This window comes from Ideonella sp., assembly GCF_044358605.1.
Taxonomy (GTDB): Bacteria; Pseudomonadota; Gammaproteobacteria; order Burkholderiales; family Burkholderiaceae_C; genus Ideonella.
On the sequence record NZ_JBIKNQ010000028.1, the window covers coordinates 1 to 17,027 of the forward strand.

Below are 17,027 nucleotides of genomic sequence, written 5' to 3' on the forward strand. Positions count from 1 at the left end.
AGGCGTGCCCGGGGTCACGGGCTTGCCGTTGATCTCCGAGATGGTCAGCGGGTCCTTGTCCGGGTCGGTGTCATTGCCCAGCACGTCCAGCGTGGTGGGTTTGCCGGCTTCAATGGTGGCCTTGTCATCGGTAGCCAACGGCACATCATTGACGGGCGTGACATCCACATGCACCTTGCCTTCGACGGGCGTCTTGCCATCGGTGGCGGTGTAGGTGAAGTCGACCGGGCCTTGGTAGTCCGGGGTCGGTGTGAAGGTGACTTTGCCATCTGGCGTCACGACGACGCTACCGATGGGCTGACCGGTGCTGTCTGTGATGGGCACTGGTGTGCCTGGGGTCACGGGCTTGCCGTTGATCTCGGTGACCGTCAGTGTGGTGCCGGCAGGCGTCTTGTCGTTGGCCAGCACGTCGATGACGACTGGCTTGCCTTCTTCTGTCTTGATGGCGTCATTGTTGGCCGCAGGCGTCTCGGCCAAGGGGTCCACAATCAGTGTGAAGCGGTTGGGCACCGGGTCAAAAGTGCCTGACGGGTCCTGAACCGAGAAGGTGAACGAGCCATAGGGGTTGCCGTTCTCGTCAGCGTCGGGCACAAAACGCAGGCGACCCGCTGCAATGTCTGCGGCGGAAATGAGTTGGTTGGCCGAGACAGGCTGGCCATTGAACGTCAGCGTGCCGTTGGTGGGCAGGGTGTCGATGCGAACAGCAGCCAAGACGTCGCCATCAACATCTTTGAAGCCAAAGTCTTTGGTTTGAACGACGTAGGGAACGTCTTCGTAGGTCTGACGGATGGCGTCGGTGCCTTCCGGCGCGTCGTTAACGGGGGACACTGGCCCCAGGGTCAGGGTCGCGGAATCTGTGCCGCCATTGCCGTCCGTGATGGAGTAGGTCACCACCGGCACTGGGCCAACATAGTCCTTGGCGGGATTGAATGTGAAGGCGCCGTTGGCATTGAGGGTCAAGTCGCCAATAGGCTTGCCTGCAGCATTCACCAAGGTGGCCTTTTGGCCTGGCGTGAAGGGCTCTTGCGTGCCATCGCCGTTGGTATCAACGGTGAAACCGGTGACCGACAAGGTGTCATTGTCGGGATCGGTGTCGTTGGTCAACACATTGCCCGTGGCGGGAGTGTCTTCAATGACCGCCTTGACGTCGTTGACGGCATCAGGGGTGTCATTGACGGGGGTGACAGTCAAGCTGACGGTCGAGCTGACCGTGCCGTTGTTGTTGGCGCCGGTGTAGGGGAACGAGACCGTGCCCACGAAATTGGGGTTCGGCGTAAAGGTCAGCGTGCCGTTGGGGTTCAGGGTTACGACGCCCTGTGGCAGGGTGACGGGCGAGCCCACTGCAATAGGTTGACCCGCGATGCTGGTCACTGTCAGCGGGCCGCCATTGCCCGGGGTGTCATTGGTGATGGGGTTGAAGACGATGGGGGTGTCTTCGGCGCCCGTAAACGTGTCAGGCAGTGCTTCCGAACCATCACTCACGCGCTCGTCACCGGCAGTGTCGAACTGAATCTCTTCAAAATCGCCAGCAACTTCGGTGAAACCCAGCCCAGCGGGTGTCACGGCCTCCACCACACGGTCTACACGCAAACCTGGCAAGAAGTTATCAGCACCGCCAGGACCCTGGATACCGGCTGCTGGTGGCTCTTCTGGCTTGGGGGTGCCCAAGTCAGCAATGACCCGATCAATCAGTGCTGAGTTGGTGGTCTTGGCGCCTTCAATTTGAACAATGCCATCTTGAGTGGTCAGGACCACATCACCTTTCTTGATGACATCTCCAGTTTTGAGCGGCCGCATCTCGCCGTCAGCGGTACGCAGCAGCGCGCCGCCCCAGACGCCTACGACCTTGCCGCCCAAGATGCGGGCGGGCTGGTAGCCCTTGGCAATCGCGTCCTGCAAGCCTGCATCAGCAGCAGCGGCCTTGGCGGCTGCGGCTTTGGCCGCCGCAGTCAGTGTGGCCGCAGACCCGCTGCCCAGAACGGCGGCAACAGGAGTATTGGAATTGGGCGTATTGGACGACGACATACGAAGCTCTCCACTGGGGAAACAAACATTTGGCGCCAGCATAGGGCTTGCTGGGCCTTGTGGATGCACTCATCGCTATAGGATGTGATGGATTTCACCCAAGACGGGAGTGTAACTAATCTTAGATACAACAGAGGGCGGGGATGCTACCCATGGCTCTTGCAAGGCCGGATAGGCATCCCCGTGTGAATTTGGGCACGGAATACTGCCAAAATCTCAAAATTGGGATTTGTTTCAATATGGCGCGAATCAACGTTCGCGCAGCGCGTAGGCCTTCGCCTTCAGAACGGGCTTGAGCAGGTAAGACAGCACGGTCTTGCTGCCTGTCAGCACATCCACCTCTGCGGTCATGCCTGGAATAACGGGCAGCTTCTCGCTCAGGCTCGGGCGATCAGTTCTCACTCGTACCAAGTAGTAAGCGTTACCCTTTTCGTCGATCACCGTGTCTGGGCTGATGGTCTCGACTTTGGCTTCCAGGCCTCCGTAAATCGAGAAGTCATAGGCGGTGAACTTCACCATGGCACTTTGCCCAGGTCTAATGAAAGCAATGTCCTTGGGCAACACCTTGGCTTCAAGCATCAAGGTGTCGTCCAGCGGAACGATTTCCACGATGTCTTTGCCGGGTTGGACCACGCCCCCCACCGTCTTGGCCAGAAGTCGCTGGACGCGCCCACGCACCGGCGACTTGACTTGGGTCTTGTCTACCTTGTCAGCCAAGCCCACGGCGCCCTCATTGAGCACGTTGATCTTGCCCTTGGTTTCGGCGAGTTCCTTGCGCGCTTCGTTACGGAAGCTCAGCTCTGTTTCTTGGATCTTGCGGTTGGCCTCTCCAATGGCTGCCTGAACGCGGCTGATTTGGGCTGCTGATTGTTCGGCATCCCCGCGGCTGCGGCTGACTTCGCGCTCTAGGCGCAAGATATCTACGGAGGACACGGCACCTGTGGCCAGCAATGGGCGGGTTTGCGTCAGTTCTTGCTGGGCCAATTCCAGCGCACGCAGGGCCGCAGCGCGACGGGATTGCATTTCCGAAAGTTCTTGTTGGCGCTGTGAAAGCTGCTGGCGGCTGATGGACACCAGGGTGCTCAACTCGGTCACTTTGGACTCATAAAGCCTGCGTTCCTCTTCGACCACGGCCTTCTCTTCGTCGTTGGACGGCTCCGGGGGCTTGAATGTGCTGCCCTCCGCCAAGGCGCGGAGCCGCGCTTCGCGAGCAGACAGCGCTAAACCTTGCGCTGCACTTTCGCGCACGCCAGACGTGGCACGGGTTTCATCAATACGCAGCAGAAGCTGGCCAGCCTCGACCACTTGGCCCTCTTGCACCAAGATTTCGTCCACCACGCCACCGTCGAGTGCTTGCAAGACCTGGAGTTGACGTGACGGCACCACGCGGCCTTCACCACGGGTGACCTCATCGACCTTGGCAAACGCTGCCCAGATCAGCAAGATGACCAGCACGGCCACTGCCAAACGCACGATCTGTTGGGCGCGCAGGGTGCTCTGGCGGCTCATGACGCCGTTGGCAGCCAACTCGAACTGCGCCATCCCGGGCATGTCGATGCCAGTGGAGGGGGCGAAGAAGAAGTCTGTCAGCGGCTTGAGCTTGCGCTTCAGCGCCGAGGGTGGTTTTTCAGCGGGCAGCGCGACAGCCTCGGCGGGCGGGGTACTCGCGGGAACTGCTTGGCCGGCAAGGCCTGCGGGAGGCGTCACCGCCGCAGTCGCGGCATTGGGTGCCGTTGGGAGTGCATCGGGTGGGGTGGCGTTCATTGGAGCTTGAGTCATCATGCGGCCCTCGCAATGCGGCCGCCCTGAAGGGCTTCCATGATTCGATCGCGTGGTCCGTCGGCCACCACCTTGCCACCATCGACCACGATGACGCGGCTGACCATAGACAGCAGAGAGGTGCGGTGAGTCACCAGCACCACGGTCTTGTCTCGGCTGAACTCCGTCAAGCGCTGAGTGATGGCTGCTTCCGTGGAGAAGTCCATGGCACTGGTGGGCTCATCGAGCAGCAAAATCGGCGAGTTGTGCAGCAGCGCCCGGGCCAAGCCAACGCTTTGGCGCTGGCCACCCGAGAGTTGTTCGCCACGCTCGCCGACGTTCAAATCGAAACCTTCAGGGTGGCGATTCACGAAGTCCGCCATGCCAGCGGCTTCGGCGGCAGCCACCACGGCGCTGTCATCGGCAAAGGGCAAGCCGAAGGTGATGTTTTCGCGCAGGCTGCCGTAAAACAGCAGCACATCTTGCGACACATACGCCATATTGCGCCGCAGGTCGGCCGGGTCCAATTGGTTGATGTCAATACCATCCAGCAGCACCGAGCCTGATTTGGGTTGATACAAGCCCATCATCAGCTTCTGCATGGTGGACTTGCCCGAGCCCACGCGCCCGATCAGGGCCACGCGCTCTCCTGGCCGAATGCGAAAGCTCACACCATCGAGGGCGCTGTCTTTGCGGCCGGGGTAGCCGAAGCTGACATTGCGGAATTCGATTTCGCCCTTGAGCTTGGCGCGATGGATGTAGGCGGTGCCGTCGGGCCGCTCTACAGGCTTGGCCATGATTTGCTCAAGCCCTTCAAGAGAGGTGCGTGCGCCTTGGTATTGCATCAACAGGCCGACAATCTGCCCTGCGGGCATCAACGCCCGACCGGCCAGCATGCCCACGGCGATCAAGCCGCCCATGGTGAGCATGCGTTCGCTGATCAGATAGACGCCTGCTACCACGTTGACCACACTCACCAGCTGCACGATGAAGTTGGTCATGTACGTGGCCCCAGAGGACAGCGCACGCATCTGGACATTGGTGTTGGCCAAGAACACATTGGCGCGTTCCCATCGCGCTTGGATCACGCCTTCCGCACCTTGTGTTTTGATGGTTTCAATGCCCGAGAGGCTTTCGATCAACGTGGCATTGCGCGCTGCAGAGGCGCGGTAGGTCGTTTCGGCCAGTGCGTGCAGCTTGTCCTGAATCACCCACCCCGCGACCAAGATGGCCACGAAGCCCAAAATGGTGGGCAAGGCCAGCCACGGCGAGATCAGGATGATCACCATCAAGAACAGCAGCGCAAAGGGCAGATCCACCAGGGCTGTCACTGTGGTGGAGGCGATCAGGTCGCGCACCTGCTCAAAGCCCCGCAAATTGCTGGCGAACGAGCCGACCGAAGCGGGGCGGTTCTCCAGCTTCATGCCCAGCACGCGCTCCATCAAGGTGGCTGATATCTGCACGTCAATGCGAGCGCTGGCCTCATCGACGAAGCGGCTGCGCATCTTGCGCATCACCAAGTCAGCCAGCATGATCAGCAGCACCCCAATGGCCAGGGCCCAAAGCGTCTCTACCGCGTTGTTGGGGACCACCCGGTCATACACGTTCATTGAGAACAGCGGGGTGGCGATGGCAAACAGATTGATCAGGCCGGCCGCCCAGAGAATGTCTTTGTAGACGAAGCGCTGGGACAGCAAGGACCCCCAAAACCAATGCCCCTCTTTCGGGGGGCGAACTTCGGCAGAGCGTCCATCAAACCTAAAGTGGGGGCGCACATAAAGCACCAAGCCGGTGCTGCGTTCAATCAACTCGGCCTTGCTGAGGGTCACCGTGCCTTGGCCCGTCTCAGGCAGCAGCAAGCGGGCCTTGTCGCCATCCCAGCCCAGCAACACGCAAGCATTGTTGCTCTTGAGCACCAAAATAGCCGGCAAGGCGGCGTCGTCGATCTCTTCTACGGCGCGGCGCTCTAGCTTGGTGTACATGCCCGCACGTGCGGCTGCTCGCTCGGCCATGTCTAAAGGCAGGCGACCATCCGCCAGGGGCAGCCCAGAGGACAGTGAAGCGCGCGTGGCACTGTGGCCGTGCAGGCGGCAGGTCTCGACCAAGCAGTCCAACAAGGGGTCGGTTCGCAACAAGTCTTCGCGCATCCGATCTTGCGGTGCAACCCTGGGGGTTGCGGTGGGGCTGGCCTGCGCGTCCGTTGGCACTTGCGGTGCTGAGGCCTGCGGCGCTGCACCTGCAGCCCCAGCCGGAGAAGGAGCTGGCACAGCGGCGTTGCTGCCGGACGGAGGCGTCGAGCGTGGATCTGTCATGGAGTGGCCAATACCGCGTCAGCGGCCCCTAGGTCTAAGAGTTCGATTCAGGCGATATCGGCGCAATGCACCACGAATTGACCCTGACGACGGTCTTCAAAGAAGAAGGTCAGGGTTTCTTTCACGGTTCGGAACGCCAACTCGTCCCAAGGTATTTCGTGTTCGTAAAAAAGCCGGGCCTCCAGGGTTTCTGGCCCCGGGTTCATGGTGGTGTCGAGCATGCGTGCGCGATAAAAGAAGTGGACTTGGCCCACACGCGCCACATTCAGCACAGAAAACAGATCCTGCAGCTCAATACGAATGCCTGCTTCTTCATCAGTTTCCCGCTGCGCACCCTGGGCCGTGGTCTCATTCAATTCCATGAAGCCTGCTGGCAAGGTCCACAGCCCATGACGCGGCTCTATGGCACGGCGGCACAGGAGCACTTGATCGCCCCACACGGGAATTGTCCCCACCACATTGAGTGGGTTTTCGTAGTGGATGGTGGCGCAAGCGGTGCACACCGCCCGCTGACGAGAATCGTCGGCTGGGATCAGATATTGAACCGCTGCGCCGCACTCGCGGCAGTACTTGATAGGGCGTCGTGCCAGCATGGGAGGTCGAGTGTAGCGCCCGAGCGTGGCATCATCGTTCTCAGTGGCCGTGAGTGCGTGAGGAGTGTGAGATTACTGCCATGGATGTCTCATTCCTTGCTGTACCGGTCTTCGCGAATTTGTCTTGTAGGAGCACGACCATGGAATTGTTCAATTACTTCCGATCCTCGGCCTCATACCGCGTTCGGATTGGCTTGGCGCTCAAAGGCCTGCCATTTGATTACACCCCCGTTCATTTAGTGCGCAATGAGCAGACGAGCGAAGGCTTTGCTGCGGTGTCCGTCGCCCGATTGGTTCCTTTGCTTAAAGATGAAGACAAACTGGTGCATCAGTCGCTGGCCATCTTGGAGTACCTGGACGAAACCCATCCGACCCCAGCGCTGCTGCCCAGTGACGCGATGGGCCGGGCGCGGGTTCGCGCCTTGGCGTTGGACATTGCCTGCGAGATTCACCCCTTGAACAACCTGCGGGTGCTGCGCTACCTGACACACAGTCTGGGCGTCTCTGAAGACGACAAGAACCGGTGGTATCGGCACTGGGTGGAGACTGGTTTGGAGACGGTAGAGCGCCAACTGGCGGCGCAGCCCACCACCTACTGCCATGGAGAGACGCCCGGCTTGGCAGACTGCGTACTGGTGCCGCAGATCTTCAATGCTCAGCGCTTTGAGTGCCGCACTGAGCATGTGCCGCATGTCATGCGTGTATTTGCCAACTGCATGAAGCTAGAGGCATTTGAAGCCACCCGCCCGGAGAAGTGCCCCGATGCCCAATGAATCCAGACTGCAGGCCGCGTGCCGCGAAGATTGGCTGCTGGCAGAAGGGCTGGCCGCCGGTGTGGGGGGATTGATGGCGACGCGGGCCGGCGGCGTCAGTGTCGGCGCCTTTGGCAGCATGAATCTTCGGCCCCCAGGATTGCGGGGCGACGCTTGTGATGAGCCCGTGGCTGTGATGGAGAACCAACGCCGCTTCGCGGACGCCCTAGGCGGCCCTCAGCCGGTCTACCTCGACCAAGTTCACGGCTCCAGAGTGGTGCGACTGGGAGGCGCGGGCGGGCTCACGCCTCAGTCTAGTTTTGCGCAGGCCGACGCGAGCATCACCACAGAGCATGGCTTGGCCTGCACTGTGCTGGTCGCCGACTGTTTGCCTGTGTTGTTTTCTTGCGCAGATGGGTCGGGCGTCGGGGCGGCCCATGCAGGCTGGCGCGGCCTGGCGGGAGGCGTGCTCGAGAACACGGTGGAAGCTTTGTGCAAGGCCACTCAATCGCAGCCCGGGTCGGTGCAAGCTTGGCTGGGCGCCTGCATTGGGCCTACCGCGTTTGAGGTGGGCGAAGACGTTCGCGATGCTTTTGGGGCCGCGGCGGCTGGCTATTTCCGGCCCGGCCCAGCACCTGGCAAATGGTGGGCCGATTTGGTGGGGCTGGCCAGTTTTCGCCTGCGGCAAGCGGGCGTTGAGCAGATCAGTGGTGGGCGCTGGTGCACCTACAGCGACGCTTCACGGTTCTTTTCCTTCCGGCGGGATCGCGTCACCGGCCGCCATGCGGCCGCGGTCTGGTTGGGCTGAGGGCGTTGGCGGCTCGGCCTGCTGGGCTGCCAATTGCTGGGCCTCAAGAAATGCTCGCCGCTGGCGGCGCATGGGCGTGCCCATGATGTAAAGCACCAATCCCAAGGGAAGCGCGCCGTACATCAGAAAGGTGATGAGCGCGCCCAGCACCGTGCCCTGGGAGGAGGTGGCCTCTGCGGCCGCCATGAGCACAACCACAAACATCCAGGCGATGGCAACAATGTACATATTTCAAATGGTGATACGCAATATCACTTAATGAGAATTAGAGTCATCATGAGGTAAGCTTGCCGCCGTACAAAGTGGGAAGCCCGCATGAGCGATGTTCAGGTCTGCGCCTTGGTCAGCAATGATTCAATGTGCACTGGATGTTAGAGGCTGGTGAGCCCCATGGCACACAGACACCGCGGCCCTGGTCGCAAGGAGACAAAAGCATGAGCAAAAAGACGACAGCGTCTACGGGAAATGCGGGTGCGCAAGTGCCAGCCGGCGCAGAGGCTTTTGGGGCTGCACTGACCCAGATCTGGAAATCCATGAGCGATTTGAGCCTGCCGCCGCAGGCCATGTCCTCGGTGCAATCCGACTACCTGCAGCAAGCCACCAAACTCTGGAATGAATCGCTGCAGGCTGTATCTGGCCAAGGTGGCGCGAAAGTCACCCCGCCGGCTGACCGCCGGTTCGCGGCCAAGGATTGGGCGGATAACCCAGCTGCCGCCTACACCGCCCAGATGTATCTGCTGAACGCCCGCACCATGATGCAAATGGCCGAGCAGATTCAAGGCGACGAAAAGACCAAGGCGCGCGTGCGCTTCGCCGTGCAGCAGTGGGTTGACGCCGTCAGCCCCAGCAACTTTCTGGCCCTGAACCCGGAGGCCCAACGCAAAGCCCTTGAGACCAAGGGCGAGAGCATCAGCCAAGGCCTGCAGCACCTGTGGCACGACGTGCAGCAAGGCCATGTCTCGCAAACCGATGAAAGCGTGTTTGAAGTGGGCCGCAACGTGGCCACCACCGAAGGCACGGTGGTGTTCGAGAACGAGCTATTCCAGCTCATCGAGTACAAGCCCCTGACGGCCAAGATCCACGAAAAGCCCATGCTCTTCGTGCCGCCGTGCATCAACAAGTACTACATCCTCGACTTGCAGCCCGCCAATTCGGTGATCCGCTACACCGTCGAGCAAGGTCACCGCGTGTTTGTGGTGAGCTGGCGCAATGCCGATGAATCCTGCGCCCACCTGACCTGGGACGACTACATCGAGCAAGGCCCCATCGCGGCCATCGATGTGGTTCAGGAGATCACCGGTTCGGACACGCTCAACACCTTGGGCTTCTGTGTTGGCGGCACCATCTTGTCGACAGCATTGGCGGTGCTGGCCGCACGCGGCGAGCACCCCGCAGCCTCGGTCACCTTGCTCACCACCTTTGTCGATTTCTCCGACACCGGCATTCTCGACATCTTTGTTGACGAGCCTGCGGTGCAATTGCGTGAGATGACGCTGGGCGCGCAGTCACCCAAAGGCCCAGGCCTGTTGAAGGGCCAAGAGTTGGCGCAGACCTTCAGCTTCTTGCGCCCGAATGACCTCGTGTGGAACTACGTCGTGGGCAATTACCTGAAGGGTGAGACCCCACCGCCGTTTGACTTGCTCTACTGGAACGGTGATTCCACCAACTTGCCGGGGCCTATGTACTGCTGGTACCTGCGCAACACCTACCTGGAAAACAACCTGAAGGTGCCGGGCAAGCTCACGGTCTGCGGCGAGAAGCTCGACCTCGGGTCCATCAAGGCGCCGGTCTACCTCTATGCCTCGCGCGAAGACCACATCGTGCCCTGGCAAGGCGCCTATGCCTCCACCGGTGTGTTCAAGGGCAAGAAGCGCTTCATCCTGGGCGCCTCCGGCCATATTGCCGGTGTGATCAACCCGCCCAAGGCTGGCAAGCGCAACTACTGGTCCAACGACAAGCTCCCGGCCAAGGCCGATGAGTGGTTTGAAGGTGCTGAGTCCATCGCCGGCAGTTGGTGGCCCGATTGGGCCGAATGGCTGGGTGGCCATGCAGGCAAGATGATTGCCGCGCCCAAGGCCCCCGGCAGCCGCAAGCACAAGGCCATCGAGCCTGCACCGGGCCGCTACGTCAAGGCCAAGGCCTAAGTTTTCACCGAGCCCCTGCGCAGGGCTCGCTAGGGTGCATGTCTGGTTTGGCAGCGTGTGCCCTGTTATTGCAAGTTCGTCCATTCGATAGGAGACAAGACATGACTGACATCGTCATCGTGGCCGCAGCCCGTACTGCGGTCGGTAAGTTTGGTGGGTCGCTGGCCGGTGTGCCGGCCCCTGAGTTGGGCGCCACGGTGCTCAAGGGCCTGCTGGCACGTTCGGGCTTGAGCGGCGAGCAAATCGGCGAAGTCATCCTGGGCCAGGTTTTGACCGCAGGCAGCGGCCAGAACCCAGCGCGCCAGTCGGTGATCAAGGCGGGCTTCCCCCATGGCGTGCCCGCCATGACCATCAACAAAGTGTGCGGATCAGGCCTGAAGGCCGTGATGCTGGGCGCCCAAGCCATTCGTGACGGCGACAGCGAGATCATCATCGCAGGTGGCCAAGAGAACATGAGCGCTTCGCCCCACGTGCTGCCCAACAGCCGCAACGGCGCGCGCATGGGCGACTGGAAGCTGGTCGACACCATGATCAATGACGGCCTGTGGGACGTCTACAACCAGTACCACATGGGCATCACCGCCGAGAACGTGGCCAAGCAGTACGGCATCACCCGCGAGATGCAAGACGCCTTGGCACTGGCCTCGCAGCAAAAGGCTGCCGCTGCCCAAGACGCAGGCAAGTTCAAGGACGAAATCGTTGATGTGCTGATCCCCCAGAAAAAGGGCGACGCACTGGTGTTCAACACCGATGAGTTCCTGAACCGCAAGTCCAACGCCGAAGTCCTGGCTGGCCTGCGTCCCGCCTTTGACAAGGCCGGCTCGGTGACCGCGGGCAACGCATCGGGCATCAACGACGGCGCCGCCGCTGTCATGCTGATGAGCGCCGCCAAGGCTGCAGCCCTGGGCCTGAAGCCGCTGGGCCGTATTGCCAGCTATGCCTCTTCGGGCCTCGACCCCGCCATCATGGGCATGGGCCCAGTGCCTGCCGCCCGCAAGGCGCTGGAGCGCGCCGGCTGGAAGGCGGCTGACCTGGACCTGCTGGAAATCAACGAAGCCTTTGCGGCTCAGGCTTGCGCCGTGCACCAAGAAATGGGCTGGGACACCAGCAAGGTCAACGTCAACGGCGGCGCGATCGCCATTGGCCACCCCATCGGCGCGTCGGGTTGCCGCATCTTGGTGACGCTGCTGCACGAAATGCAGCGCCGCGATGCCAAGCGCGGTATCGCCTCGCTGTGCATCGGCGGCGGCATGGGTGTGGCGCTGACCATCGAGCGCTGATCAGCGGGTATTCACTGAACAAACACAGGGAGTCGGCGGGTCATCATCAAGCCGTCGACTCTCGATTGCAACAAGACAGGAGCAAAGCAATGAGCAAGAAAGTAGCGTACGTCACGGGCGGCATGGGTGGCATCGGAACCGCCATTTGCCAACGTCTTCATAAAGAAGGCTTCACCGTGATCGCAGGTTGCGGCCCCAGCCGTGATTTCACCAAGTGGCTGGACGAACAAAAGGCCCTGGGTTACACCTTCTACGCCTCTGTGGGCAATGTGGGCGATTGGGACTCCACCGTTGCGGCTTTCGCCAAGGCCAAAGAAGAGCACGGCCCCATCGACGTGCTGGTCAACAACGCCGGCATCACCAAGGACCGTATGTTCTTGAAGATGACACCGGACGACTGGCATGCGGTGATTGACACCAACCTGAACTCCATGTTCAACGTCACCAAGCAAGTGGTGCCCGACATGGTGGAGCGTGGCTTCGGTCGCATCATCCAGATCTCGTCGGTCAACGGTGAGAAGGGTCAAGCAGGCCAAACCAACTACTCGGCTGCCAAGGCCGGTATGCACGGCTTCACCATGGCTCTGGCCCAGGAAATGGCCGCTAAGGGTGTGACGGTCAATACCGTGAGCCCGGGCTATATCGGCACCGACATGGTCCGCGCCATCAAGCCTGAAGTGCTGGAAAAGATCGTTGCCACCATCCCCGTGAAGCGCTTGGGCACGCCTGAAGAAATCGGCTCCATCGTCGCCTGGCTGGCTGGTCCGGATTCCGGCTTCACCACTGGCGCCGACTTCTCCTGCAACGGCGGCCTGCACATGGGTTAAGCGCTGCGCGCTTAACCCTGCGGGTGCCATTGGGCTCCCCCAGCCCCCTCCGGGAGGGGGCTCTAGTCAGGGTGACGATGAGAAGGTCGACTCGCGTCGGCCTTTTTCTTTGCGCTCTCTGAGGCCTAAAACGCCACGTAGCGCCCCGGCTTGTGGTTCACGGCCAGGGCAAAGTTCATGGCCGCAGCAGCCAGGATGGACAGGCCCAAGCGCTGGGCGTCCATCAGCGGCCAGGAAGCCAGCAGGATCAGCGCATCAATGCCCATCTGCAACTTGCCGGCACTCCAGCCGAAGCGCTCTTGCAGCCACATCACCAGCACGTTCAAGCCGCCCAAGCTGGCTTTGTGGCGGAACAGCACGACAAAGCCAGCCCCCACCAACAGGCCACCAGCCACCGCTGCAAACACCGGGTTGATCGACTGGACGGTAAGCAGCTGAGGCAGCCATTGCGAGCCCACGGACAGCAGCGTCACTGCGGCCATGGTCTTGAGGGTGAAGCGCGCGCCCATGCGTCGCCAAGCCAGGAGATAGAAGGGCAGGTTGAGCGCGAAAAACACGGCCCCAAAGGCCCAGCCGGTGGCGTAATGCGTGAGAAACGCCAAGCCCACAATGCCACCGGTCATCAGGCCGGCTTGCTTGAAGAGCAGCAGGCCCAAGGCCACAAACAGCGTGCCAGTGACGATGGCTTGCGCGTCGTCTAAAGGTGAATGGCGCTGGGGAACCAGCTTACCGATGGTGCCCGAGACTGCACGCCCGAGCGACCCTGAGCCGCTCATTCGACGATGCCTGCCATGAAGTACTTGATCAGGCCTTTGGCCGCAAAGCCCAATAAGCCCACACCCAAACCGAGCAACAAGATGAAGGTGCCGAAACGTCCTGCACGAGATTCACGCGCCAATTGCAAGATGATGAAGACCATATAGAGCATGAAGGCCGAAACCCCGAAGGTCAGGCCAAACCACGCAATCTGTTCTTCGGTATAGCCGAACATCAGGAACGCTCCGAGAGCCCCGCGGTGTCCACCGTGTCACGGTAGACATGCCAGCTGGCATGGGCCAGCCAGGGCACGATCACAATCAGGCCGACCACGGTGACCATGCCCAATAAGGTCATGCCCATCAGCAGTGCGGCCCAGAAAGCCAAGGGGGCAGGGTGCTCCATCACGACACGCCAACTGGTGAAGATGGCACCCAGAATGCCAATGTGTCGGTCTAACAGCAGGGGAATGGCCACTACGGTTGAGGCAAATACCGGGGCCGCAAGCAAAGCGCCTAAACCCAACCAAGCCTCAAAGACGTGTCCAGTGGGAGCGAGCACCACCACCTTCAAGAAATCCATGGGCGTGTTCACGGGCGCGCCCGCAAACCCAATGATCAATGACGCGGAGGTCACCATCCAGCCAAAGCCAGTCAGACCAAGCAAAACACCAAAGACCATCAGTCGTCCATCGCGCGGTTTCCAAGTGGCCATCGAGGTTTCGATGCCTGGCTGTTCACCTTGCTCGATGCGTCGGCTGACTTGGTAAAGGCCCGTTGCCAAGATCGGGGCCACGATCAAGAAGGCCGAGAACATGCCCACCAACAACCAAAACTTGTTGCCCGCGATGTAAATGGCCAAGGCAGCGCCTGCTGCAAATGCCAAGCCGTGCAGCAAGCCAGGAACGGGTGAGGTCATCAAATCCTTCCAGCCGCGCGCCAGCCACCCCAAGGGTCGCAAGACCGGGATTCGGCGAACACCAAAGCTGCGGGACTCCTGCAGCGCCTTTTCGGCCATCTTCATGGACATGGGGCGATATCCTGACATCACATTGAGTGGTTGGACTTGATATTGAGCAAGTCCAGCTTTGCGATTGATCATGCCTGAGGCAATGACCCTTCACACTGAGGGTGTTCCGGGGGGAGCGGCAATCAGCTTATGCCTTCAGGCGACAGCATCCAGCAGCTCGGACTCCACCTGGAGTTGATGTTTGGCATGCTGTAGTGCGTCGCCGCTGACCAAGAACGTATCTTCCACACGCTCGCCCAAGGTGGACACCTTGGCCAACTGAATGCTGATCTGGTGCGTGCCCAGCACCCGGGCAATGGCGTACAGCAGGCCAGAACGGTCACTGGCACTGACGCTCAAGAGCCAGCGCTGGGCTTTTTCATCGGGCCTGAGCGAGACGCGCGGTGTCACTGGGAAGGACTTGACCCGGCGTGACACCCGGCCACGGCTGGGTTCACGCAGCGGGCTCTCTGTCCGCAGGGCTTGCTGCATCTGGTTCTCGACCAGCGAGATCATGTCGCGATAAGCGGCCACGCCTTGGTGCGGATCTGCGGCGCTGACCACCTGAAAGGTATCCAGCGCATAGCCCGCACGCGTGGTGTGCACCTTGGCCCCCTGAATCGAGAACCCTGCACCGTCAAAGTAGCCACAGAGCCGGGCAAACAAGTCAGCCTGGTCAGGGGCAAACACCAGCACTTGCAAGCCTTCACCAATGGGCGAAGGGCGGGCACTGACCACAGGCGTGGTGGTTTCCAGGTGCCGCCAGAGCGCCCGCGCATGCCAGGCAATCTCAGCCGCGTCATGGCGAGCAAAGTAGCTCACGTCCAGCGTCTTCCACAGCGGCTGCTCGGTGCCGGGCAGCGCGGCATGCAGGGCCAGAATCTGCTGGGCTTCTTGCTTGCGGGCTTCGATCTCTGCGTCGGCGTTGGGTGGCGAGCCCCCCAGCACCCGCAACGTGTAGCGGTAGAGATCCTCCAGCAAGCGGGCCTTCCAGGCGTTCCAGACCTTGGGGCTGGTGCCTCGGATGTCGGCCACCGTCAGCAGGTAAAGCGCGGTTAAGTGTCGCGCATCTTTCATCTGCGCGGCAAAGCGGGTGATGACCTCGGGGTCAGAGAGATCTTCTTTCTGCGCCACACGGCTCATGGTCAGGTGGTGCCCCACCAAGAAGGCCACCAACTCGGTGTCTTCACGACTCAAGCCGTGGCTGCGGCCAAAGCGCTGGACTTCCTCCGCGCCTAATTCAGAGTGATCACCACCGCGCCCCTTGGCCACATCATGGAAGAGGGCGGCCACATACAGCAGCCAAGGCTTGTCCCAGTTGGCGGCCAATTGGCTGCAGAACGGGTACTCATGAGCATGCTCGGGGATGAAGAAGCGCCGCACATTGCGCAGCACCATCAAGATGTGCTGATCCACCGTGTAGACGTGGAACAGGTCGTGCTGCATGCGCCCGACGATGCCGCGGAACACCCACAGATAGCGGCCCAACACCGAGGTCTGGTTCATCAGCCTAAAGGCATGCGTTTGGCCTTCGGGCTGGCGCAAGATGTCCATGAACATCTCACGGTTCAGGGGGTCAGTGCGGAACTTGCCGTTCATCACATGCCGGGCGTTGTACAGCGCACGCAGCGTGCGCGCCGACAAGCCCTTGATGCCCGGGGTTTGCTGATAGATCAAAAAGGTTTCGATAATGGCATGCGGGTTGTCAACATAGAGGTCATCTCGGGTGACCTCCAACATGCCTGCTTTGTCCAGAAAGCGGGCGTTGATCGGCCGCATGGGCGTGGCCTCGGAGTGGCTGACCCGCTCCTCGATGTTCAGCATCAAGATCTGGTTGAGCTGGGTCACGGCCTTAGCCGCCCAGTAATAGCGGCGCATCAGAGCCTCAGAGGCCCGCTCGCTGCGGGTGGCCTCGTAGCCAAAGCTTTCGGCCACGGCGGTCTGCAAGTCAAACACCAAGCGGTCTTCGCGGCGCTTGGCCACCAGATGCAAGCGCGCACGGATGAGCTTTAAGGCGCCCTCGTGCTTTTGCAGCTGCTTGACCTCAAAGGGCGTGATCAAACCGTTGGCCGCCAATTCGGCCCAGCTCTTGCCCAAGCCTGCGGCATGCGCCACCCACATCACCACCTGGAGGTCGCGCAAGCCGCCGGGGCTCTCTTTGCTGTTGGGCTCTAGCGAATAGGGCGTGTCTTCGTATTTGGTGTGGCGCTGGCGCATCTCCAGCGTCTTGGCTCGCATGAAGGCCCCAGCATCCACATCGGCCCGCTGTTGCGTGCTCATGTGGGTGAACAGGGCTCGAGCGCCGCAGATCAGGCGCGACTCGATCAGCGAGGTCTGCACCGTGATGTCGCGCGCCGCCTCGGCCCAGCATTCCTCGGCAGTTCGTACCGACGAGCCGATCTCCAGCCCGATGTCCCAGCAGGCGGTGATGAAGTCAGAGAGGGCAGCGCGCGTGGCGGCATGGGCCTCGCCGTCGAGCGGCTCGGGCACCAGCACCAACACGTCGACGTCGGAATAGGGAAACAGCTCTCCGCGGCCGTAGCCTCCCACGGCCACCAAGGCTGCACCGGCAGGCAGTGCACTCTGGCGCCACAAGGTGACCAAGGTGGCATCCACATGCTTGGCCAAGACCTTGAGCAGGCGCGCTGCGCCGCTGACCGTCGGGCGCGCAGCGGCAAAGGTGTCGAGCAGGGCTTGTTTGCCGCCTTTGAACTGCTGACGCAACTCAGCCAGAGGCACGGGGCTGGCAGCGGCGAGAGGCATG

At 61.2% G+C, this 17,027-nt stretch carries 14 protein-coding genes; 5 read left to right on the forward strand and 9 right to left on the reverse strand.

Going from position 1 to position 17,027, the window contains the following annotated elements; genetic code table 11:
- The 4 genes from ACIQ3Q_RS11410 to ACIQ3Q_RS11425 all read right to left on the reverse strand — a co-directional run.
- Window positions 1-2,025, reverse strand: a 2,025-nt coding sequence (locus ACIQ3Q_RS11410; RefSeq protein ID WP_396269201.1) for an Ig-like domain-containing protein, incomplete at its 3' end; no start/stop codon positions are given.
- Between the two features lie 249 nt (window positions 2,026-2,274).
- Window positions 2,275-3,576, reverse strand: a complete 1,302-nt coding sequence (locus tag ACIQ3Q_RS11415) for an HlyD family type I secretion periplasmic adaptor subunit (RefSeq protein ID WP_396269247.1) — start codon at window positions 3,574-3,576, stop codon at window positions 2,275-2,277.
- 227 nt (window positions 3,577-3,803) lie between these two features.
- Window positions 3,804-5,930, reverse strand: coding sequence for a type I secretion system permease/ATPase (locus ACIQ3Q_RS11420; protein WP_396269248.1), 2,127 nt, complete (start codon window positions 5,928-5,930; stop codon window positions 3,804-3,806).
- 212 nt (window positions 5,931-6,142) lie between these two features.
- Entirely contained in the window at window positions 6,143-6,688 is a 546-nt protein-coding gene (locus ACIQ3Q_RS11425; protein WP_396269202.1) for an NUDIX hydrolase, read from the reverse strand.
- A 140-nt stretch (window positions 6,689-6,828) separates the two neighbouring features.
- Here ACIQ3Q_RS11425 and maiA point away from each other — a divergent pair, with 140 nt between their 5' ends.
- On the forward strand, window positions 6,829-7,461 hold the full coding sequence (gene maiA / locus ACIQ3Q_RS11430; protein ID WP_396269203.1) for a maleylacetoacetate isomerase: 633 nt from the start codon (window positions 6,829-6,831) through the stop codon (window positions 7,459-7,461).
- 73 nt (window positions 7,462-7,534) lie between these two features.
- Entirely contained in the window at window positions 7,535-8,248 is a 714-nt protein-coding gene (gene pgeF, locus ACIQ3Q_RS11435; protein ID WP_396269249.1) for a peptidoglycan editing factor PgeF, read from the forward strand.
- Here the strand turns inward: pgeF and ACIQ3Q_RS11440 are convergent.
- The gene (locus tag ACIQ3Q_RS11440) at window positions 8,180-8,476 is read right to left on the reverse strand and encodes a hypothetical protein (RefSeq protein WP_396269204.1); all 297 of its coding nucleotides are present in this window, start codon (window positions 8,474-8,476) and stop codon (window positions 8,180-8,182) included. The two genes, pgeF and ACIQ3Q_RS11440, sit on opposite strands and share 69 nt — an antisense overlap.
- A 206-nt stretch (window positions 8,477-8,682) precedes the next feature.
- Between ACIQ3Q_RS11440 and phaC the strand changes: the two genes are divergently transcribed.
- From phaC to phbB, 3 genes are all read left to right on the forward strand, one after another.
- Window positions 8,683-10,392 (forward strand): class I poly(R)-hydroxyalkanoic acid synthase, encoded by a 1,710-nt coding sequence (gene phaC / locus ACIQ3Q_RS11445; RefSeq protein ID WP_396269205.1) that lies wholly within the window; start codon window positions 8,683-8,685, stop codon window positions 10,390-10,392.
- A 101-nt stretch (window positions 10,393-10,493) separates the two neighbouring features.
- Window positions 10,494-11,672 carry an acetyl-CoA C-acetyltransferase gene (locus ACIQ3Q_RS11450; protein WP_396269206.1) on the forward strand — a complete coding sequence of 393 codons (1,179 nt, stop codon included), beginning with the start codon at window positions 10,494-10,496 and terminating at the stop codon, window positions 11,670-11,672.
- An 89-nt stretch (window positions 11,673-11,761) separates the two neighbouring features.
- The gene (phbB, locus tag ACIQ3Q_RS11455; RefSeq protein ID WP_396269207.1) at window positions 11,762-12,499 is read left to right on the forward strand and encodes an acetoacetyl-CoA reductase; all 738 of its coding nucleotides are present in this window, start codon (window positions 11,762-11,764) and stop codon (window positions 12,497-12,499) included.
- 125 nt (window positions 12,500-12,624) lie between these two features.
- On the opposite strand, the gene ACIQ3Q_RS11460 is transcribed toward phbB, so the two are convergent.
- From ACIQ3Q_RS11460 to ACIQ3Q_RS11475, 4 genes are all read right to left on the reverse strand, one after another.
- Entirely contained in the window at window positions 12,625-13,275 is a 651-nt protein-coding gene (locus ACIQ3Q_RS11460; protein ID WP_396269208.1) for a YitT family protein, read from the reverse strand.
- On the reverse strand, window positions 13,272-13,490 hold the full coding sequence (locus ACIQ3Q_RS11465; RefSeq protein ID WP_396269209.1) for a DUF2788 domain-containing protein: 219 nt from the start codon (window positions 13,488-13,490) through the stop codon (window positions 13,272-13,274). The genes ACIQ3Q_RS11460 and ACIQ3Q_RS11465 overlap by 4 nt, the downstream gene beginning before the upstream one ends.
- Window positions 13,490-14,284, reverse strand: coding sequence for a DUF2189 domain-containing protein (locus ACIQ3Q_RS11470; protein WP_396269210.1), 795 nt, complete (start codon window positions 14,282-14,284; stop codon window positions 13,490-13,492). Before ACIQ3Q_RS11470 ends, ACIQ3Q_RS11465 begins: the two co-directional genes overlap by 1 nt.
- A 135-nt stretch (window positions 14,285-14,419) precedes the next feature.
- Window positions 14,420-17,026 carry a [protein-PII] uridylyltransferase gene (locus ACIQ3Q_RS11475; RefSeq protein WP_396269211.1) on the reverse strand — a complete coding sequence of 869 codons (2,607 nt, stop codon included), beginning with the start codon at window positions 17,024-17,026 and terminating at the stop codon, window positions 14,420-14,422.
- Window position 17,027 lies beyond the last annotated feature (1 nt).